The organism is Achromobacter sp. JD417, from assembly GCF_041879325.1.
Classification (GTDB): domain Bacteria; phylum Pseudomonadota; class Gammaproteobacteria; order Burkholderiales; family Burkholderiaceae_B; genus Achromobacter; species Achromobacter mucicolens.
The window spans coordinates 1,439,628-1,460,061 of the sequence record NZ_CP087159.1; the positions used below are offsets into that span (position 1 = coordinate 1,439,628).

General features: G+C 65.7%; 18 protein-coding genes. 12 read left to right on the top strand and 6 right to left on the bottom strand.

Features of this window, described 5'->3' with window-relative positions; all coding sequences use genetic code 11:
* Positions 1-2 precede the first annotated feature (2 nt).
* A complete protein-coding gene (locus tag LN047_RS06625; RefSeq protein ID WP_373981369.1) occupies positions 3-923 on the bottom strand; it encodes a LysR family transcriptional regulator in 921 nt (306 codons plus the stop codon).
* A gap of 214 nt (positions 924-1,137) precedes the next feature.
* On the opposite strand from LN047_RS06625, the gene LN047_RS06630 reads away from it, so the two are divergent.
* From LN047_RS06630 to LN047_RS06645, 4 genes are all read left to right on the top strand, one after another.
* Positions 1,138-2,355, top strand: coding sequence for an ABC transporter substrate-binding protein (locus tag LN047_RS06630; protein WP_056321973.1), 1,218 nt, complete (start codon positions 1,138-1,140; stop codon positions 2,353-2,355).
* A gap of 93 nt (positions 2,356-2,448) precedes the next feature.
* Positions 2,449-3,942 carry a CoA-acylating methylmalonate-semialdehyde dehydrogenase gene (locus LN047_RS06635; protein WP_056321975.1) on the top strand — a complete coding sequence of 498 codons (1,494 nt, stop codon included), beginning with the start codon at positions 2,449-2,451 and terminating at the stop codon, positions 3,940-3,942.
* Positions 3,943-4,036: 94 nt separating this feature from the next.
* On the top strand, positions 4,037-4,981 hold the full coding sequence (locus tag LN047_RS06640) for a CysB family HTH-type transcriptional regulator (RefSeq protein ID WP_056321979.1): 945 nt from the start codon (positions 4,037-4,039) through the stop codon (positions 4,979-4,981).
* A gap of 210 nt (positions 4,982-5,191) precedes the next feature.
* Complete coding sequence (locus LN047_RS06645) at positions 5,192-5,515, top strand: DUF2325 domain-containing protein (protein ID WP_035212827.1); 324 nt, start codon at positions 5,192-5,194, stop codon at positions 5,513-5,515.
* A 194-nt stretch (positions 5,516-5,709) separates the two neighbouring features.
* Here the strand turns inward: LN047_RS06645 and LN047_RS06650 are convergent, their stop codons facing one another.
* Positions 5,710-6,369, bottom strand: a complete 660-nt coding sequence (locus LN047_RS06650) for a C40 family peptidase (RefSeq protein WP_056321982.1) — start codon at positions 6,367-6,369, stop codon at positions 5,710-5,712.
* A 154-nt stretch (positions 6,370-6,523) separates the two neighbouring features.
* Between LN047_RS06650 and LN047_RS06655 the strand changes: the two genes are divergently transcribed.
* From LN047_RS06655 to ltaE, 6 genes are all read left to right on the top strand, one after another.
* Positions 6,524-8,548: a propionate--CoA ligase gene (locus tag LN047_RS06655; RefSeq protein ID WP_373981370.1), complete on the top strand. Its 2,025-nt coding sequence runs from the start codon at positions 6,524-6,526 to the stop codon at positions 8,546-8,548.
* A complete protein-coding gene (locus LN047_RS06660) occupies positions 8,545-8,952 on the top strand; it encodes a heme-binding protein (RefSeq protein ID WP_056321988.1) in 408 nt (135 codons plus the stop codon). The genes LN047_RS06655 and LN047_RS06660 overlap by 4 nt, the downstream gene beginning before the upstream one ends.
* Positions 8,949-10,289, top strand: coding sequence for an MFS transporter (locus LN047_RS06665; protein ID WP_373981371.1), 1,341 nt, complete (start codon positions 8,949-8,951; stop codon positions 10,287-10,289). The genes LN047_RS06660 and LN047_RS06665 overlap by 4 nt, the downstream gene beginning before the upstream one ends.
* 327 nt (positions 10,290-10,616) lie before the next feature.
* On the top strand, positions 10,617-12,596 hold the full coding sequence (gene acs / locus LN047_RS06670) for an acetate--CoA ligase (RefSeq protein WP_056321994.1): 1,980 nt from the start codon (positions 10,617-10,619) through the stop codon (positions 12,594-12,596).
* 166 nt (positions 12,597-12,762) lie between these two features.
* Entirely contained in the window at positions 12,763-13,611 is an 849-nt protein-coding gene (locus tag LN047_RS06675) for a DMT family transporter (protein ID WP_346539345.1), read from the top strand.
* Between the two features lie 40 nt (positions 13,612-13,651).
* Positions 13,652-14,662 (top strand): low-specificity L-threonine aldolase, encoded by a 1,011-nt coding sequence (gene ltaE, locus LN047_RS06680; RefSeq protein ID WP_142050257.1) that lies wholly within the window; start codon positions 13,652-13,654, stop codon positions 14,660-14,662.
* 66 nt (positions 14,663-14,728) lie between these two features.
* On the opposite strand, the gene LN047_RS06685 is transcribed toward ltaE, so the two are convergent.
* The 4 genes from LN047_RS06685 to LN047_RS06700 all read right to left on the bottom strand — a co-directional run bounded on the left by LN047_RS06685 (position 14,729) and on the right by LN047_RS06700 (position 18,876).
* The gene (locus LN047_RS06685; RefSeq protein WP_056322000.1) at positions 14,729-15,073 is read right to left on the bottom strand and encodes an antibiotic biosynthesis monooxygenase; all 345 of its coding nucleotides are present in this window, start codon (positions 15,071-15,073) and stop codon (positions 14,729-14,731) included.
* Positions 15,070-16,230 (bottom strand): cytochrome, encoded by a 1,161-nt coding sequence (locus LN047_RS06690; RefSeq protein ID WP_373981372.1) that lies wholly within the window; start codon positions 16,228-16,230, stop codon positions 15,070-15,072. Before LN047_RS06690 ends, LN047_RS06685 begins: the two co-directional genes overlap by 4 nt.
* A 72-nt stretch (positions 16,231-16,302) precedes the next feature.
* Complete coding sequence (locus tag LN047_RS06695) at positions 16,303-17,154, bottom strand: NAD-dependent epimerase/dehydratase family protein (protein WP_373981373.1); 852 nt, start codon at positions 17,152-17,154, stop codon at positions 16,303-16,305.
* Positions 17,155-17,229: 75 nt separating this feature from the next.
* The gene (locus LN047_RS06700) at positions 17,230-18,876 is read right to left on the bottom strand and encodes an electron transfer flavoprotein-ubiquinone oxidoreductase (protein WP_373981374.1); all 1,647 of its coding nucleotides are present in this window, start codon (positions 18,874-18,876) and stop codon (positions 17,230-17,232) included.
* Positions 18,877-18,986: 110 nt separating this feature from the next.
* Between LN047_RS06700 and LN047_RS06705 the strand changes: the two genes are divergently transcribed.
* Positions 18,987-19,439: a thioesterase family protein gene (locus LN047_RS06705; protein WP_108005086.1), complete on the top strand. Its 453-nt coding sequence runs from the start codon at positions 18,987-18,989 to the stop codon at positions 19,437-19,439.
* 285 nt (positions 19,440-19,724) lie between these two features.
* Positions 19,725-20,423 (top strand): CoA transferase subunit A, encoded by a 699-nt coding sequence (locus LN047_RS06710; protein WP_332011532.1) that lies wholly within the window; start codon positions 19,725-19,727, stop codon positions 20,421-20,423.
* The last annotated feature ends 11 nt before the right edge of the window (positions 20,424-20,434 follow it).

The following is a 20,434-nucleotide window of genomic DNA, read 5'->3' on the forward strand; positions in this document are numbered from 1 at the left end:
TGTCAGGGCAGATACTTCATCGTCCCGCGCCGGCCTGCCAGCAGGTCGGCGTTTCTCAAGACCGATTTGCGGATGAACTCCCACAGCGCGGTCACGCGCTTGAGCTTGCGCAGGTCTTCATGGCAATACATCCAGAACGAGCGCGTGATGGCGATCTCGTCTTCCAGCACCGGCTTTAGCCGCGGATCCTGAGCCGCGATGAAGCACGGCAGGATGGCAAGCGACTGGCCTTGCAGCGCCGCGTGGTATTGGGCCACGACGCTCGTGCTGCGCAACACCACCTTGCTTGCCGGGAGCAGGTCTTCCAGATAGCGCAGGCGCTCGCTGAACAACAGCTCGTCCACATAGCCAATGAACGTGTGATCCGCCAGGTCTTCGCGGCGAGTGATGGGCGCATGGTTGGCCAGATAACCCGGCGTGCCGTACAGCCGCAACGTGTAGTCGCACAGCTTGCTGCACACGTACGGGCCGCGCTGCGGCCGTTCGATGGTGATGGCCAGGTCGGCTTCGCGCTTGGACAGGCTGACAAAGCGCGGCACGGGCAGGATGTCCAGCGTGATGTGCGGATAGCGCCGCTGGAAGTCGGCCGCGAGCGGGGTCAACACGTAGCTGCCGAAGCCTTCGGTGGCGCCGATGCGCAGGTGACCCGACAACGCCTGTCCGATGCCGGACAGGTTTTCGTGCGCCGTGTGCACCACGCTTTCCATTAGCTCGGCGTGGACGAAGAGGCGCTGGCCGTCGTCCGTCAGCACGAACCCCGCGCTGCGCGACTTCTCGAACAGCAGCGTGTCCAGCTCGGTTTCCAGCGCCCGGATCCGGCGCGACACGGTGGTGTGCTCCACGCCCAGCTTGCGCGCCGCGGCGCTGACGCGCTGGGTGCGGGCCACTTCCAGGAAATACCGCAGGCTGTCCCAATCAAGCAAGATCCGTCGCTCCAGGCCCCCGGCAGCACGTTGCGCCGGCGACATTTTTGTATGTGCATGAATGCACAAGGAATGTGCATTTCTGGTGTTGCTTGTTGATTTTCACACATCTACACTGGTTCGGCTGGCCTTGGGCTATGCCCTGGGACCGCAAGCCGCGAAGACGGCGCCACAACGCTACTACTCAGCGCATAAAAACTCAGGAGACAAATCCATGAAATTGCACGCACGCGGGCTCGCCGCAGGCTTGTGTCTGGGCGCCGGTTTGATTGGGCAGGCCCATGCGGCGGACAAGCCGCCAGTGAAGATCGGCATTCTGACGGATATGTCCGGCACCTACGCCGGCATGGGGGGCGCAGGCTCGGTCGCGGCGGCGCAATTGGCCATCGACGACTGCCTTGCCGCGGAGTGCAAGGGCATGAAGATCGATCTGGTGTCCGCGGACAACCAGAACAAGGCCGACGTGGGCGCCGCCCGGGCGCGCGAATGGTTCGACCGCGACGGCGTCACCGCCATTGCCGACCTCACCAATTCCGCAGTCGCGCTCGCCGTGCAGGGCATTGCCCGCGAAAAGAACAAGGTCGTGATGTTCTCCGGCCCGGCCACCACGGCGTTGACCAACAAGGACTGCTCGCCGGTCGGCTTTCACTGGATGTTCGACACCTACTCGCAGTCCGCGGGCGGCGCCAAGGCCACCGTGCGCGAGGGCGGCAAATCCTGGTTCTTCATCACCGTCGACTACGCGTTCGGCCACTCGCTGGAAGCCGACACGGCCAAGGCGGTGAAGGCGCTGGGCGGCACGGTGGCCGGCAATGTGCGCCACCCGCTGAACGCGCCCGACTTCGCGTCCTATCTGCTGCAGGCGCAGAGCTCCAAGGCGCAGGTGGTGGCGCTGGCCAATGGCGGCCAGGACACCGTCAATGCGGTCAAGCAGGCGCGCGAGTTCGGTATCGTGGCAGGCGGGCAGCGGCTGGTTTCCCTGCTGATCTTCCTGTCGGACCTGCGTGCGCTCGGCCTGGAGAACGCGCAGGGGCTGTCCTACGTGGATGGTTTTTACTGGGATTACGACGACGCCACGCGTGAGTGGTCGGGGCGCTTCGAGAAGGCGTTCCGCGGCCTGAAGCCCACGATGACGCAGGCGGGCGTGTATTCCAGCGTGCTGCATTACCTGCGCGCGGTGGCCGCCGCCAACAGCACCGACGGCAAGGTCGTCGCCGACAAGATGCGCGAGATTCCAATCAAGGATCCCATCATGCGCAACGCGTCGATCCGTCCGGACGGCCGCGTGATCCACGATATGTACCTGTACGAAGTCAAGAAGCCCGCGGACTCCAAGGGTGGCTGGGACTATTCCAAGCTGGTGGCCACCATTCCGGCGGCCGAAGCCTTCCAGCCCCTGGCCGATTCGACCTGCCCGCTGGTGAAGAAATAGCGCCAAGCCCGCGGGCGCTGTCCCGCGGGCGCGGCTCGATCCAAGAACGCGGATTTTCATCCGCATCGACTACGCAGTGTGAGGAGCAACAAAATGAGTGAAGTCCCGCGCGTTCCGCTACTGATCGGCGGCAAGCTTGTGCAGTCCAAAACCACCGAATGGCGAGACGTGATCAACCCCGCCACCCAGGAGGTCGTTGCCAAGGTTCCCTTCGCCACGCGCGAAGAACTGGACCTGGCCGTCTCCAACGCCAAGGAGGCCTTCAAGACCTGGCGCAACGCTGGGCAGGGCACGCGCATGCGCGTCATGCTCAAGTTCCAGGAACTGCTGCGCGCCAATACCGGCAAGCTGGCCGAGATGATCACCCGCGAACACGGCAAGACGCTGCCGGACGCAGAGGGTGAAGTCGGCCGCGGCCTGGAAGTGGTCGAGCACGCCTGCTCGATCGCCAACCTGCAACTGGGCGAGTACGCGGAGAACGCGGCGTCCGGCATCGATGTCTACACCCTGATCCAGCCGCTGGGCGTGTGCGCGGGCATCACCGCGTTCAACTTCCCGGTCATGCTGCCGTGCTTCATGTTTCCCATCGCCGTGGCGTGCGGCAACACGTTCGTGTTGAAGCCCTCGGAGCAGGATCCGACGTCGTCGCTGTTCCTGGCGGAATTGGCGCTGGAAGCCGGCCTGCCGCCGGGCGTGCTGAACGTGGTGCACGGCGGTCCTGAAACGGCCAACGGCCTGTGCGAGCACCCCGACATCAAGGCGGTGTCGTTCATCGGCTCGACCCGCGTGGGCACCGAGATCTACAACCGCGCGTCGGCCGCCGGCAAGCGCTGCCAGTCCATGATGGGCGCGAAGAACCACTGCGTGGTCCTGCCGGATGCCGATCCCGAAGTGGCGCTGAACCAGCTGCTGGGCGCCGCCTTTGGCGCGGCCGGCCAGCGCTGCATGGCCTCGTCCGTGGCGGTGCTGGTGGGCGAAGCCCGCAACTGGCTGCCCGACTTCGTCGAGCGCGCCAAGAAGCTCAAGGTCAACGCGGGCACGGATCGCGAAGCCGACCTGGGTCCGCTGGTGTCGCCCAACGCCAAGAAGCGCGTCGAAAGCCTGATCCAGAAGGGCGTGGACGAAGGCGCCAAGCTGCTGCTGGACGGCCGCAACCTGAAGGTGGCCGGCTTCGAGGAAGGCAACTTCGTCGGCCCGACCGTGTTCGACGGCGTCGCCGAGAACATGACCATCTACACGGAAGAGATCTTCGGGCCGGTCCTGTGCTGCGTCGGTGTCGAGACCCTGGAAGACGCGGTGGCGTTCATCAACCGCAACCCCAACGGCAACGGCGTCGCGCTGTTCACGCAGGACGGGGGCGCGGCGCGCTACTTCCAGAACAACATCGACGTGGGGCAGGTGGGCATCAACGTGCCGATCCCCGTGCCGGTGGCGTGGTTCAGCTTCACGGGTTCGCGCGGCTCCAAGCTGGGCGATCTGGGTCCCAACGGCAAGCAGGCGGTGCAGTTCTGGACTCAGACCAAGACGGTGACCGCGCGCTGGTCGGCACACGCCAAGACCGTGAACACCACGATCTCGATGCGCTGAAAGAGGGACGCCTTGCTCCTAAGCTTATATCGATAATTCATATAGCAAGGCGTTCTTATTACTTATAATTGGCCGGTCTATCAGGGGCCAATTAATGAACCTCCAGCAATTTCGTTTCGTGCGTGAAACCATCCGGCGCGACTTCAACCTGACTGAAGCCGCCCGGATGCTCTACACGTCGCAGCCCGGCGTTTCGAAGGCCATCATCGAGTTCGAGGACGAGCTGGGCATCAAGATCTTCGAACGTCATGGCAAGCGCATCAAGGGGCTGACCAAGCCCGGCCTGGCCGTGTCGCAGGTGATCGACCGCATCATGCGCGAGGTCGACAACCTGAAAAAAGTCAGCGACGAATTCGCACGCCGCGACGAGGGCGGCCTGGTCATTGCCTGCACCCACACGCAGGCGCGCTATCTGCTGCCCCGCGTGATCCCCGCGTTCCGCAAGCAGTTCCCCAAGGTTCACCTGTCGCTGGCCGAGGGCAGCCCCGCCCAGCTGGCCGAGATGGTGCTGCATGAACAGGCGGATCTGGCGCTGGCGACCGAGTCGCTGGCGCTGACGCCGGGCCTGGCCACGCTGCCGGTCTACGCGTGGGAGCACACGGTGGTGGTACGGCCCGATCATCCGCTGGCCGAGCTGACCTCCAGCGCCGCCAAGCGCCTGTCGCTGGCGCAACTGGCCGAATACCCCATCGTGACCTACGACCGGGCCTTTACCGGCCGCAGCACGATCGACGAGATCTTCGCCAACCAGGGCATCCATCCGGACATCGTGCTCGAAGCGATCGACGCCGATGTGATCAAGACCTACGTGGACGTGGGCCTGGGCATCGGCATCATCGCGGGCGTTGCCTATGATCCGCGCCGCGACTCGAATCTGGTCGGCCTGCCCGTGGGACACCTGTTCGGCACGCATACCACGCGTGTGGGCGTGAAGGCGGGCGTATTCCTGCGCGACTACGTCTACACCTTCCTGGAGATGCTGGCGCCGTCGCTGACGCGGGCCGTCGTCACCGACGCGGTGCAGGGCACGCCGAAGTAGCCCGCATCCCCGCAGCATGCGTGAAAATGCGCGACGTCCTTACGACGTCGCGTTTTTTTTGCCTGCGATTCAGGCGGGAAGGGGTGAGACGGCTATCCCTTTCGACAAGCTCATAAAAATAATTAAATAAGAACTGATCTCATTTAAGTTGACGAAAAAATAGGAATCATTATCATTACATCCAGGCTCAACGACCCAGTGAGGTAAATCATGACGGCAGGACTTAGTGCAGTGGTAGTGGGCGCCGACCGCCTCGGCAATATTCCCGATCTGCTAAAAGGTCACAACATCTCGATCACGCACCACATCAGCGGGCGCGATCCCTCGCATCAAAAGAAGACGTTGCAACTACCTTCCGGCACGCAACTGGTCATTCTGCTGACCGATTTTCTTGGCCACAACGTCATGAAGACCTTCCGCAACGCGGCGCAGCGCGGCGGCATCCGGGTCGTGGCTTGTCGCCGTTCCGTGTGCAGCATGCAGCAAGCCCTGCAGCAATGCGGCCTGTGCCCGCGCGCCGGCACCGTTCATTGACGGGACGCGTCTTGCCGCGCATCCAAGACAAACTGGGGAGGCCGATACGGCCTGCGGCCTGATCGCCGCGAAGAGAAAAAACAAAAACGCCGCCGGACGGAAAGTCGGGCGGCGTTTTGCATTTGGACGATGGCGGCGGGTTGGCCTGCGTGCGAAGATGTTGCCCAGAAGACGGGCGGAGGCTGGCAGGGCGGTCAGTTGGACGCGCGGGCCGACGCCATCAGGGTGTTGTCCAGGCGGCGGGCGCCGTTGTAGCGCTTGGACCAGTAGGCCATGGTCATGCTTTCGACGCGCACCACGCCACCGGCGCTGGGCGAATGCACGAAGCGGTCGTCGCCCAGGTAGATGCCGACGTGGGAATAGCGGCGGCCCATGGTGTTGAAGAAGACGAGGTCGCCGACCTGAAGTTCGTTCTTGGCGACGGCCACGCCTTGCTGGGCGATTTCGGCAGCGTTGCGGGGCAGCTTCAGGCCCAGGCCGCGTTCGGCCGAGTAAGCGACCAGGCCGCTGCAGTCAAAGCCGGTTTCGGGGGTACTGCCGCCGAAGCGGTAGCGGATGCCCAGGTGATTCAGGGCTTCGCTGACCATGGCGTTGTCGCTGCCGACACCCGAATGGGTGCGCTGGCGTTCACGCTTGAATTTCTGGACCACCAGCATGCCGATCGGGTCATCGGCGGTGGCAACCCATTCCATCTCGTAGGGATCGATCTCGGACGTATGGGCGGTTGACTTTTGACTAGTGCTTGCACAACCGGCCAGACCCGCAAAGCAAGCAACCAACGCGAGCATGCGCAGACCGCGCTTTGCATGGCCAGTGGTTGAATTGAATCGCGCGGGGTTGGAGTGTCGATGCATTCGCCTGGGGATGAATCACTGAATGACAGCAAAAACCCGCGCTTTAGCCGCGGATGGGGCCGAAATGTCAGCAAATTCAACAATTATGTGCAACTTCGCGGGGATTCTACCAAACTTTTAAGGCCGATTCGTGACGTAACGGCCCTAAACATCCATGCAGCGTGGACATCTGGAAGAATTTTTTGACTTGCGGCAAGCCTCGTGCAAGGTTTGCCTACCAGAATGGCTGAAAAGATTAGACAAAAAATCAATCAGCCTTAAGGCCTATGAACAATACCAGGAGACAACCATGCAAAGAACCCGGGATTTCCACTATCGCTCGGTTCATGACCGCGACGCGTTCTGGCGCGAAGAGGCCACGCGCATTCACTGGGAAACGCCATTTGACAGTGTGCTGGACTTCTCGCGTCCGCCCTTCGCCAAGTGGTTCGTTGGCGGGCGCACCAACCTGTGCCACAACGCGGTAGACCGCTGGCTGCCCACGCAGGCGGACAAGCGGGCCCTCATCTGGGTGTCCACGGAAGTGGACCGCGAACAGGTCTACACGCGGCAGGACGTCTTTGAAGAAGTGAACGCCGCCGCCGCCATGCTGCGCGAACTGGGGGTGGGGCGCGGCGACCGGGTCCTGCTTTACATGCCCATGGTGCCCGAAGCGGTGTTCACGATGCTGGCGTGCGCCCGGATCGGCGCGGTCCACTCGGTGGTGTTCGGCGGGTTTGCATCCGTGAACCTCGCGCAGCGCATCGACGACGCCGCGCCCAAGGTGGTGGTGTGCACCGACGGCGGCTCGCGCGCCGGCAAGGTCGTGCCGTACAAGCCGCTGCTGGACCGTGCGTTGGGCCTGGCCAAGTCGCCGCCCGCGTCAGTGGTGGTGTTCGATCGCGGCCTGGCGCCGTTCGAGCCGGTGGCCGGGCGCGACCTGGACTACGCGACGCTGCGCGAACGCCACCGCGGCGCCCGGGTGCCCGTCGAATGGCTGGAATCGTCCGAGCCCAGCTACATCCTTTACACCTCCGGGACCACCGGCCGTCCCAAGGGCGTGCAGCGCGACACCGGCGGCTACGCCGTGGCGCTGGCCTCGTCCATGGAATACCTGTTCGACGGCCGACCTGGCGACACCTATTTCTGCACCAGCGACATCGGCTGGGTGGTGGGGCATTCCTATATTGTCTACGGACCGCTCATTGGCGGGCAATCGACCATCCTGTACGAAGGGACGCCCGTGCGCCCGGATGGCGCGATCCTCTGGAAGCTGGTCGAGCAGTACGGCGTGAATACGCTCTTCTCGGCACCCACGGCCGTGCGCGTGCTCAAGCGGCAGGATCCCGCGCTGCTCAAGCGGCATGACCTGTCCACCCTGCGCGCGGTCTACCTGGCCGGGGAGCCGCTTGACGAGCCGACCGCGCAATGGATCTCCGAAGGGCTGGGCAAGCCCATCATCGACAACTACTGGCAGACGGAATCGGGCTGGCCCATCCTGTCGGCGCAGCCCGGCATCGAAAAAGTCCCCACCCGGTTCGGCAGCCCCTCGTTCCCGGTCTACGGCTTTGACGCGCGCATCGTCAGCGAGTCCACCGGCGAAGACCTGGGCCCCGAGCAGAAGGGCGTGGTGGCCATCGTGCCGCCGCTGCCGCCCGGCGCCATGTCCACGATCTGGGGTGACGACGCGCGCTTCGTCGAGACCTATTTCACGTCGATTCCGGGCCGGCAGGTGTATTCGACCTTCGACTGGGGGCGGGTGGACGCCGACGGCTACTGGTTCATCCTGGGCCGCACGGACGACGTGATCAACGTGGCGGGACACCGGTTGGGCACGCGCGAAATCGAGGAATCCGTCAACAGCCACAGCGGCATTGCCGAGTGCGCGGTGGTGGGTGTGTCCGACCCGCTGAAGGGGCAGGTCGCCATGGCGTTTGCCGTGCTGAAGAACCCCGCCGGCGCCGACACGCCGGAAGCGGCAAAGCAGCTGGAAGGCGATATCATGCGCCTGGTGGAAGAACAGCTTGGGGCGGTGGCAAGGCCGGCCAGGATCCGGTTCGTGGGCGCGCTGCCCAAGACCCGTTCCGGCAAGGTGCTGCGCCGCGCGATCGTCGCGGTATGCGAGTCGCGCGATCCCGGCGACCTGACCACCATGGAAGACCCTAACGCCCTCGAACAGATCAAGGAGTCACTGCAATGAAAACCAAACCCGTGCTGAGCGCCGACGACGTCAAAAAGATCCTGGCCGCGGCCGAAGCACACGCCTTGCAGAACAAGTGGGCCGTCACCATCGCCGTGACCGACGATGGCGGCCATCTGCTGGGCATGCTGCGACTGGACGATGCGGCTCCCATCTCGTCGCACATCGCGCCGGCCAAGGCCAAGACGGCCGCGCTGGGCCGTCGCGAATCGCGCATCTACGAAGAACTCATCAACAACGGCCGCTACTCGTTCCTGTCGGCGCCCCTGATCGAAGGCATGCTCGAGGGCGGCGTTCCGGTCATTGCCGACGGCCAGGTCATCGGCGCGGTGGGCGTCTCGGGCGTGAAGTCGACCGAAGACGTGCAGATTGCACAAGCAGGCATCGCCGCGCTGGGCCTATGAGCCAGGCGCAGCCGCCGGAAACGCCGGCCGGCGTTTCCGCGCAGGAACCCCGGGGGGCGGGCGACGGTCCGCTGAACCCGGGCGTCACCCGGCGCGAAGTCCTGGCCTGGGCCATGTACGACTTCGCGAACTCCGGCTACACCACCGTGATCCTCACGGCGGTCTTCAGCACCTATTTCGTCGGCGTGGTGGGCGGCCGCGCCTCGTGGGCCACGCTGGCCTGGACGGCGGCGCTGTCGCTGTCGTACCTGCTCATCATGCTGACCATGCCCACGCTGGGCGCGCGCGCCGATGCGCGGGCCAGCAAGCGGCGGCTGCTCTACACCAGCACGATCGGCTGCGTGGCCGCGACGCTGGTGCTCACGCAGGCTGGGCCTGGAGACGTGTGGCTCGCGCTGGCCGCCATCGTCGTCTCCAACTACTGCTATTGCGTCGGCGAGTCCGTGGTCGCCGCCTTTTTGCCCGAACTCGCCCGGCCGCAGGCGCTGGGCCGCGTGTCGGGCTGGGGCTGGAGCTTCGGCTACTGCGGCGGCATGCTGACGCTGGGCCTGTCGCTGGTCGTGGTGACGCTGGCCGAGGCCCGCGGCGCCACCGCCGAAGAATTCGTGCCGTGGGTCATCGTGGTCACTGCGTCTGTCTTTGCGCTGGCTGCACTGCCGTCGTTCTTCCTGCTGCGCGAGCGCGCGCGGCCGCAGCCGGGCAATCCGGCCGCGCTGCACATGCTCAAGCGGCTGGCGTACGCCTGGCGTGAAACGGGCCTGCACTTTCCGGAATTCCGCCGCCTCTTGATGTGCATTGCCTGCTACCAGGCCGGGATCTCCGTCGTGATCACGCTGGCGGCCGTGTATGCGTCTGAAGTCATGGGCTTCACCACGCCGCAGATCATGCTGCTGGTGTTCACGGTGAACATCGGCGCGGCGGCGGGGGCGTTTTCGTTCGGCTACGTGCAGGACCGCATCGGCCACAAACCGGCGCTGGCCATCACGCTGGCCGGGTGGATCGTGATGGTGCTGGTGGCCTACTCGGCCGTGACCGCGCCCGTGTTCTGGGTGGCGGCCGCGCTGGCCGGGCTGTGCATGGGCACCACGCAAAGCGCGGGCCGCGCCATGACCGGCGCCTTGGCGCCCGCGGGACGGCTGGCCGAGTTCTATTCGCTCTGGACCTTTGCAGTGCAGCTTGCCGCCGTGATCGGTCCGTTGACGTACGGGCTGGTGACGTGGGGCACGGACGGCAATCACCGCCTGGCCATCCTCGTCACAGGGTTGTTCTTCGTCGGAGGACTGGCCCTGTTGTCGCGGGTGGACATGCAACGCGGCCTCGCCCGGCAGACCGGCTGAACGCCGTATTCGTCAAGCCTGGTGCGGCTGCTATCCTTATGGACTGCCTTGCGCCGGCGCGTTTCGATGCGGCGGCGCATGCTGATTGCTTGGCATTGTTGGCGCGCCGCGTGACGGCGCGCCGTTGGCTTGTGCATGCTGCCCGGTTGGCGCCTTGGGGCGTCTTCCTGCCCGGATCCGGCGCAGACGCATCGCCTTGGGCCTCGTCAATCTGCGGGCTCCGGCCCGCATTTTGCGTAAGGTGCCCGTAAGAGCGCGGCGATACGGTTGCAGGTGGGTAATAAAAAAGCAGCATAAACAACAGAATCACCGTTTGGAGACAAGATCATGTCGAACGCTATTCAGTCCGTCCTGGTGGAAAACCGCGTGTTTCCGCCGCCCGAGCGCGCCGCGCAGGGCGCCGCGATTCCCAGCATGGACGCCTATAACGCGCTGTGCGCGCAGGTCGAGAACGACTTCGACGGATTCTGGGCCGGCCAGGCCCGCGACAATCTGCAATGGACCAAGCCGTTCACGCAGGTCCTGGACGAATCCGACGCGCCGTTCTACCGCTGGTTCGGCGACGGCGAACTGAACGTCTCGGCCAATTGCCTGGACGTCCACCTGACCAACGGCAACGCCGACAAGACCGCCATCATCTTCGAATCCGATGACGGCAAGGTCAACAAGGTGACCTACCGCGAACTGCTGGCGCGCGTGTGCCGCTTCGCCAACGGGCTGGCGGCGCTGGGCTACAAGAAGGGCGACCGCGCCATCATCTACATGCCCATGTCCATCGAAGCCGTGGTGGCCATGCAGGCCTGCGCGCGCCTGGGCGTGACGCACTCGGTGGTGTTCGGCGGCTTCTCGGCCAAGAGTCTGCAGGAGCGCATCGTCGACGTGGGCGCCTCGCTCATCATCACCGCCGACGAGCAGGTGCGCGGCGGCAAGACCATCCCGCTCAAGCCCGCCGTCGAAGAGGCCATCGCCATGGGCGGCTGCGAGGCCGTCAAGAAGGTCGTCGTGTACCGCCGCACGGGCGGCAAGGTGCAATGGAACGACAGCCGCGACCTCTGGATGCACGAGGTCGAGGACGGCCAGCCCGACACCTGCGAGCCGGTTCCGGTCAATGCCGAGCACCCGCTCTTCATCCTGTATACCTCCGGTTCGACCGGCAAGCCCAAGGGCGTGCAGCATTCGTCCGCCGGCTACCTGCTGTGGGCGCTGCTGACCGTCAAATGGACCTTCGACGCGCGCAAGGACGACGTCTACTGGTGCACCGCGGACGTGGGTTGGGTCACCGGCCACACGTACATCACGTACGGTCCGCTGGCCGCCGGCCTGACGCAGATCGTCTTCGAAGGCGTGCCCACCTATCCGAACGCCGGCCGCTTCTGGGACATGATCGCGCGCCACAAGGTCACCACGTTCTACACCGCGCCCACCGCGATCCGTTCGCTGATCAAGGCTGCCGAGGCCACGCCGGAAGCGCATCCCAAGAATTTCGACCTGGACTCGTTGCGCATCATCGGCACGGTGGGCGAGCCCATCAATCCCGAAGCCTGGATCTGGTATCACAAGAACGTGGGCCGCGAACGCTGCCCCATCGTGGACACCTGGTGGCAGACCGAGACCGGCGGCCACATGATCACGCCGCTGCCGGGCGCCACGCCCACCAAGCCGGGCTCGTGCACGCTGCCCCTGCCGGGCATCGCCGCGGCCATCGTCGATGAAACCGGCGGCGACGTCGAAAAGGGCAATGGCGGCTTCCTGGTCATCAAGCGTCCGTGGCCGGCCATGATCCGCAACATCTGGGGCGACCCGGAGCGCTTCAAGAAAAGCTACTTCCCGGCCGAACTGCGCGGCTATTACCTGGCGGGCGATGGCGCGCAGCGCGATGCGGACGGCTACTTCTGGATCATGGGCCGCATCGACGACGTCCTGAACGTGTCGGGCCACCGCCTGGGCACGATGGAAGTCGAATCGGCGCTGGTGGCGCACGAAATGGTGGCCGAGGCCGCCGTCGTGGGCCGTCCCGACGACACGACCGGCGAGGCCGTGGTGGCCTTCGTGGTGCTCAAGCGTTCGCGTCCGGAGGGCGAGGAGGCCCAGGCCATCGCCAAGCAATTGCGCGACTGGGTGGCCCGCGAGATCGGCCCCATCGCCAAGCCCAAGGACATCCGCTTTGGCGACAACCTGCCCAAGACGCGTTCGGGCAAGATCATGCGCCGCCTCTTGCGCGTGGTCGCCAAGGGCGAGGAAGTGACGCAGGACGTCTCGACGCTGGAAAATCCCGCCATCCTGGAGCAGCTCTCCAAGCCGCTCTAAACGCATCGGGCCGGATCCCACCGGCCATTTGCATCGCGACAGGCGCATAATGAAGACGCCCGTGCCGGCATGTTGCGGCACGGGCGTCTTCATTCCTGATCGCCAGATCCCCTTGCATGGAGCCACACCCGTGAGCAGCAGTTTCGATCGCGCAGGGCTTGCCCTGATGTTCAGCACCATCCTGGTCTGGGCCGGTAGCTGGATCGCGATGAAACTGATCGTCCCCTACATCGGCCCCTTCGACTTCGTGGCGCTGCGCTACGTGGTGGGCAGCCTGGTGCTCTTCGCGCTGGCGATCGCAACGCGCCGGCCGCTGTCGATGCCGCCCTGGAAACTGACGCTCTTGATCGGCCTGACGCAGACCGCGGGATTCCAGGGCTTCGTGCAGACCGCGCTGGTGGACGGCGGGGTGGGCAAGGTGTCGCTCATGGCGTACACCATGCCGTTCTGGGTCGTGCTGTTTGCCTGGTGGCTGCTGGGCGAGCGGCCCACCGCCCGCCACGCGGCCGGCATCGCGCTGGCTGCTGTCGGGCTGGTCTGTTTCGTCGAGCCCTGGAACGGCCTGGGCGACATCCGCCCCGTGCTGCTGGGCCTGGGCAGCGGCCTGTGCTGGGGCGTGGGCACGGTGTTGTCCAAGCGCATGTTCGATCGCCACGCGCCGGATGTGATGACGTTCACCGCCTGGCAGATGCTGTTCGGCGGCCTGGTCATGACGCCCGTGGCCTGGCTGGTGCCGCAGATGCCCGCCCAATGGGGTTGGCAGCTCTGGGCCGGCATGACATACATTGTGCTGATCGCCACCGCGGCAGGCTGGCTGCTGTGGCTGCAGGTCGTGCGCCGCGTGCCCGCGTCGATCGCCGGCCTGTCCAGCCTCGGTGTGCCCGTCGTGGCCATGCTGCTGGCCTGGGCGTTCCTGTCCGAGCGGCCCACGCCGGTCGAGCTGGGCGGCATGGTGCTGATTCTGGCGGGCATTTTTGTCGTCAGCCGCGCGGCGCCGGCAGCGAAAGCCGATTGACCCTTCCGACTTCCCGTTTCCCCGTTTTCCTGGAACCTTCATGATTGATCTGCGTAGCGATACCGTCACCCGGCCCGGCGCCGCCATGTTGCAGGCGATGGCCACTGCCCCCGTGGGCGACGACGTGATGGGCGACGATCCCACCGTGATCCGCCTGCAAAAAACCCTGGCCGAACGCACCGGCAAGGCCGCGGGCCTGTTCTTTCCGTCGGGCACGCAAAGCAACCTGGCCGCGCTGATGGCGCATTGCGACCGCGGCGACGAATACCTGGTCGGCCAGCTTGCCCATACCTACAAGTACGAAGGCGGCGGCGCGGCGGTGCTGGGCAGCATCCAGCCGCAACCCATCGAGCATGCGCCCGACGGATCCCTGCCGCTGGAAAAGCTGGCCGCGGCCGTCAAGCCCAAAGGCGATCCGCACTTTGCGCGCACGCGTCTGCTGGCGCTGGAGAACACCTTTCACGGCAAGCTGATCCCGGCCGCCTACATCCAGGCCGCCACGTCGTGGGCGCGCGAGCAGGGGCTTTCCACGCACCTGGACGGCGCGCGTGTGTTCAATGCGGCGGTCGCAAGCGGCAAGCCCGTGGCCGAGCTGTGCGCGCCCTTCGATACGGTGTCCATCTGTTTTTCCAAGGGGTTGGGCGCGCCGATCGGATCGGTGCTGGTCGGCAGCAAGGAACTGATCGAACGCGCGCATCGCTGGCGCAAGATGCTGGGCGGCGGGCTGCGCCAGGCGGGCGTGCTGGCGGCCGCGTGTCTGTACGCGCTGGAGCACAACGTCGAACGGCTGGCCCAGGATCACGACAATGCGCGCCTGCTGGCCGAAGGCCTGCGCGCCATCCCGGGCGTGGACGTGCTGAGCCAGGACACCAACATGGTGTTCGCGCGGTTCGAGCCGTCGCGCTGCGACGCGCTGACCGAAGCGCTGGGCAAGGAAGGCATCCTGATGCGCGCCGTCTACGGCGGTCCGACCCGCCTGGTGACGCACCTGGATGTGTCGGCCGAGGACGTGCGGCGCGTGGTCGAGACGGTGGGCCGTCTGCTGCGGTAGGCGGTCCGGGGGCAAAGGGATGGCGTCCCGGACGAGCGCGTCCCGGACGATCGCATCCCTGCAGTTTCACCCGTGCCGCTGGCGGCTGTCGGCGGGCGCCTCGTCCCGCTCCTGCATGCCGTAGTCGCGCAGCACCTGCGCAACGCGCAGGCGGTAGTTCTGAAACACCCCGCCGCGCCCGGCCTGCTGAGCGCGGCGGTGCGATTCCAGCGAACGCCAGCGCTTGACTGCCGCTTCGTCGCGCCAGAATGACAGCGACAGCAGCTTGCCTGGCGTGGACAGGCTTTGAAAGCGTTCGACGGAAATGAAACCGTCCACGGTGCGCAGTTCATCGATCAGGCCGGCGGCGATGTCCAGATATGGGGCTGGGTCGCCATGGGCGGGCTCGACTTCGAATATCACGGCAATCATCGGTTGTGATCCTCGGGAAAATCAAATTGGGGCACGCGGGCGTTGGGCAGCGGACGATAGCGAAAGCGCGCCGCCAGCGGGGCAGGGTCCATGCCCTTCCGCAACACGTGCAGCAGCGCATCGGCTGCATGGCTTCGCGCCAGCGACGCGCCGGGGCAGGCATGGCGGTGCGCGCCAAAGATCCATCCCGCCTCGGGTTCGATCATGGCGGCGGCGGCGAGCACCAGCAGGACGGTCTGGCCGGCTTCGATGCGCTGTCCGCCAACATCAAGCGGCGCGGCCATGAACCGCCGCGTGTTGTGCAAGGGCGGATCGCGGCGCACGGTGTCGTCGATCATGCGCAGGGCGTCCTCGCGTGTCTGCACGCACGCCGCGCCGCGCCGGCCGGCCATGATGAGCGCATTGCCCAGCAGTCCCGCGCCCGCTTCGCAAGATTGGAACAGCAGGCCCGCCAGGTTGGCGGCCAGCTGTTCGGGCGTAATGCCTGCTTGCAGTGCGTCTGCATGCAATGCGCGCAGTGCCGGGGTGGCCTCGGGGCCCGCCAGATGCGTCTGCATGCGGGCTTGCAGGCGCGCGGCGGCGGCGTGGCCCGCCGAGGTCCGGTCTGCGCCCGCATCGGCGGGCAGGGCGGAAATGAAAGCGGCGATATCGGCCGCGCAATCCGCATGAACGGCTTTGGATAGTCCCAGGAACGCCGCCTGCGCATGCACGGGCGCCGTGTACAGATAGCGGTCGACGGCGGCGGGGTCGTGCGGCGCCGCGCCAAGCCAATCCTGCAATGCCGGGATGGCTGGTTGCTGCGGCAGCGGCGGCAATGGTCCTTCATGATGCGCTTGCAACGGTTCCGACGCCTGGTGCGCGATGAACGCCGTCAGCAACGGCTTCAAGCGCGCATGCGCCGCGCCGTCGTTCATGCGCACGAACCGGCCGAACAGGTCTCCCGCAGGGCCGGGGCACAAGCCGCGCGGCACGGGCTCATCCGCGGGACGCACCTGTGCGCCGGGATGCCGCAGGATGGTCGCGATGGTGTCGGGATGCGAGGCGATCCACATGCCCAGCGCCGTATCCCGGTACAGCGGACGCTCGCGCGCCAGCTCGGCATAGTAGGGATACGGATCGGGGTGTGTGACGGCGGCCAGGGGATGGGCGGGCGGCATGGTGACGGCGGGCAATGGAGACGGCCAACAGTATCCGCCCGCGCCCGCGGCAACGATTCGGCGAAGACCGAACTATGCCTGCGACGCGTTGTCCTTAGCCAGCAGGGCGGCGTAGCCTTGGCGCGAGTCCGGCCATTGCAGCGACAGGCCGCTGGCGCGCAACCGGGCATTGCTGAGTTTCTTGCTGCCCACATTGGCCGGCGCGGGCGCCTCGCGCGGCGCGGGGGCGCCGATCAGCGCGGCCAGTTCGGCATACAGCGTGTGCAGCGGCAGGGGCGTGTCGTCGCAGCCCACATACACCGGCGCGACCTGCGGCAGCAGCGCCAGATGCGCCACCGCGGCAGCCGCGTCGTCGATGTGGATGCGGTTGGCCCAGTGTTCGGGCTGTACCGGCGCGCCGGCCGCGCCGCTGCGCAGCCGCTCGATGAGCTGCATGCGGCCGGGCCCATACAGGCCCGCCAGCCGCAATGCCGTCGACGAAACCGGCTGCGCCGCCAGCGCAGCTTCGGCTTCGAGCAGCACGCGGCCGTTGAAGCCTTGCGGAGCAGGCGGAGTGTCCTCGTCCACCCAGGCGCCATGATGCTCGCCATACACCGCGCTGGACGAGACGAACACGATGCGCTTGAGCTGCGATCGATCCAGCGCGTGCAGCACGTTTGCCAGCCCGTCCACGAACACGCCGCGGTAGGCCTGCGGATCGCGCGCACCGGGCGTGGGCAGGTGGATGAGCCGCGTCACGCCTTGCGGCAGCGCGTTCAGCGTGTCGGGGCGGGTGATGTCGCCCTGCAGCCACTGGATGCCGCTCGTGTCGCCGGCGGGGGGATGGCGCCGCAGGGCATGGACCTCGTCGCCGCGCGCCAGAAAGCGTTGCGCCGCGCGCTGGCCCAGGTCGCCGCAGCCGATGAGAAGTACGCGTTCGCTCATGGTGTCGCTCCAGGCAGTCGGAAAAAAAGGCGCCCCGCGGGGCGCCTTTCGGGCGGGCGCAATGCGCCCGGGGTATCACATGCCGCTGTAGACCGGCCCTTCGCCGCCTTGCGGCGCCACCCAGACAATGTTCTGCGTGGGGTCCTTGATGTCGCAGGTCTTGCAATGCACACAGTTCTGCGCGTTGATCTGCAGACGGTCGTCGCCGTGGTCGTCCTTGACGAACTCGTACACGCCGGCCGGGCAATAGCGCGACTCGGGGCCGCCGTACTTGGCCAGGTTCACCTTGACCGGCACGGACGGATCCTTGAGGGTCAGGTGGACGGGTTCGTTCTCGTCGTGGTTGGTGTTGGAGATGAACACCGAACTCAGCTTGTCGAACGTGAGCTTGCCGTCGGGCTTGGGATAGTCGATGCGCGCGCATTGCGACGCGGGCTGCAGACAGGCGTGGTCGGGCTTGTTGTGGCGCAGCGTCCAGGGCATCTTGCCCTTGAGCAGCAGTTGCTCGATGCCGGTCATCAGCGTGGCGACCGTGCGGCCCTTCTTGAACCACTGCTTGAAATTGCGGGCCTTGTTCAATTCCGCGTGCAGCCACGAGGCCTCGAAGGCCTTGGGGTATGCAGTCAGTTCGTCCTGGCGGCGGTCCGCAACCAGGGCGTCGAACGCGGCTTCGGCGGCCAGCTTGCCCGACTTGATGGCGGCGTGGCTGCCCTTGATGCGCGAGGCGTTCAGGAAACCGGCTTCGCAGCCGACCAGCACGCCGCCCGGGAACGTGAGCTTGGGCAGCGCCAGCAGGCCGCCCGCCGTGATGGCGCGGGCGCCGTAAGCGATGCGCTTGCCGCCTTCGAACGTGCCGCGGATGGCGGGGTGCGTCTTGTAGCGCTGGAACTCATCGAAGGGCGACAGCCACGGATTGGCGTAATCCAGGCCGACGATCATGCCCACGGCGACGAGGTTGTTGTCCAGGTGATAGAGGAACGAGCCGCCGTACGTGTCCGAATCCAGCGGCCAGCCGGCGGTGTGGATCACCAGGCCGGGCTTGGACTGGGCCGGATCGACTTCCCACATTTCCTTGATGCCGATGCCGTACGACTGCGGATTGCGGCCGTCGTCCAGCTTGAAGCGCTCGATGAGCTGGCGGCCGAGCTGGCCGCGCGAGCCCTCGCTGAACACGGTGTAGCGGGCGTGCAATTCCATGCCCGGCTGATAGTGGTCGGTGTGGCTGCCATCGCGGGCCACGCCCATGTCGCCCGTGGCCACGCCGCGGACGGCGCCATTCTGGTCGTACAGCACTTCGACGGCCGCAAAGCCGGGGAAGATGTCAACGCCCAGCGCTTCGGCCTGTTCGCCCATCCACTTGACGACGTCGCCCAGACGGACGATGTAGTTGCCTTCGTTGTGAAAGCAGGGGGGCAGCAGCCAGTTGGGCGTGGCGCGCGCGCCGGTCTCGGACAGGAACAGGAACTTGTCCTGCGTGACGGCCACGTTCAGCGGCGCGCCCTTGTCCTTCCAGTCGGGGATGAGCTCGGTCAGCGCCAGCGGGTCCATCACGGCGCCGGACAGGATGTGCGCGCCCAGTTCCGCACCCTTCTCAAGTACGCAGACGCCAATCTCCTGATTCTTCTCAGCGGCCAGCTGCTTCAGACGGATTGCTGTGGCCAGGCCGGCGGGACCACCGCCAACCACGACCACGTCATATTCCATCGACTCGCGTTCAGACATTTGCAAAGCTCCCCGTATGTATTCCATATATGGCTGGAAGTATTATCGGCGATTGTATTGCAGGCGAGGGTCCTGTATGCCTTCGCATTTCTTTTAGCCTTCAGGAGTTATTGGTGAACCCGGACAATCTGTCTGCGCGGCTGCTATCGGTGGGCGACACCCATCAGCTCGAATTGCCTTTGCGCTGGGGCGATTCAGACGCCCTGAACCATCTGAACAACACGCTGTATTTCCGCCTCATGGAAGAGGCCCGCATGCAGATTCTGTATAACGCGGGCTTCAAGCTGCCGGCCGACGATGGCGCGATCCTGGCGCATGCGTCGTGCGATTTCCTGCGTCCGCTGACCTATCCGGCCACCGTGCGCGTGACGCACAAGGTTACGCGCATCGGCCGCTCCAGCGCCGAATTCGAGCTGCTGCTCGAGAAGGTCGGCGACGACGCAGGCCCCTATGCGCGCGGCCGCAATGTGCTGGTCTGGATGGATTACGTGGCCAATACGTCCGCACCGTGGCCGCCCGAAGTCCTGGCGCAGATGGCCACGCAGTTCACGCCGGCTGAGTAAGCGCGTGCGGCCGCGGGCCGCGCACCGGCCAAAATAGCGCGTGCTTTGGCCGGTCATGCCGGTAAAATCTAGCGCAAAATCAGAAAAGCAATGAGGGCGCGCCACCCTCGGCGCCGCCGCTTCACGGAAATCGGGCTTCGCCGCGATGCCCGGGTAGCGGGCGCCAACAGCCGCGCCCCAAGGAACGACTGGGCTTGTCCCGATTCCCCAATTTTTCCGGGACCCGTGCGCGGGTAGCGGCGGGGCGGGCTCACTTTGGTTAGACCTTAACTAGGAGTTGGAGCGATGGACAAGGTTTATGCAAGCGCCCAGGAGGCGCTGGCAGGCATCGTCAAGGACGGTCAGATGATCGCCGTGGGCGGTTTCGGCCTGTGCGGTATCCCCGAGGCGCTGATCGCCGCGCTGCGCGATTCGGGCGTCAAGGATCTCACCTGCATCAGCAACAACGCGGGCGTCGATGGGTTTGGCCTGGGCCAGCTGCTCAACACGCGCCAGGTGCGCAAGATGATCGCGTCCTACGTGGGCGAGAACAAGGAATTCGAACGCCAATACCTGTCGGGCGAACTCGAGCTTGAGTTCACGCCGCAGGGCACGCTGGCTGAAAAGCTGCGTGCCGGCGGCGCCGGCATTCCGGCGTTCTTCACCCGCACCGGCGTGGGCACCATCGTGGCCGACGGCAAGGAAATCCGTGAGTTCGACGGCCAGCAGTACGTGATGGAACGCTCGCTGGTGCCGGACGTGTCGCTGGTCAAGGCGCACATCGCCGACCGCAGCGGCAATCTGGTGTTTCGCAAGACGGCCCGCAACTTCAATCCGAACGTCGCAATGGCCGGCAAGTTCACGGTGGTCGAAGTCGAGGAAATCGTCGACACCGGCAGCCTGGACCCGGATCAGATCCACCTGCCCGGCATCTATGTGCAACGGATCGTGCTGAACGCGACGCCCGAAAAGCGCATCGAACAACGCACCACTCGCCCGGCCTAAGGAGAAGACGA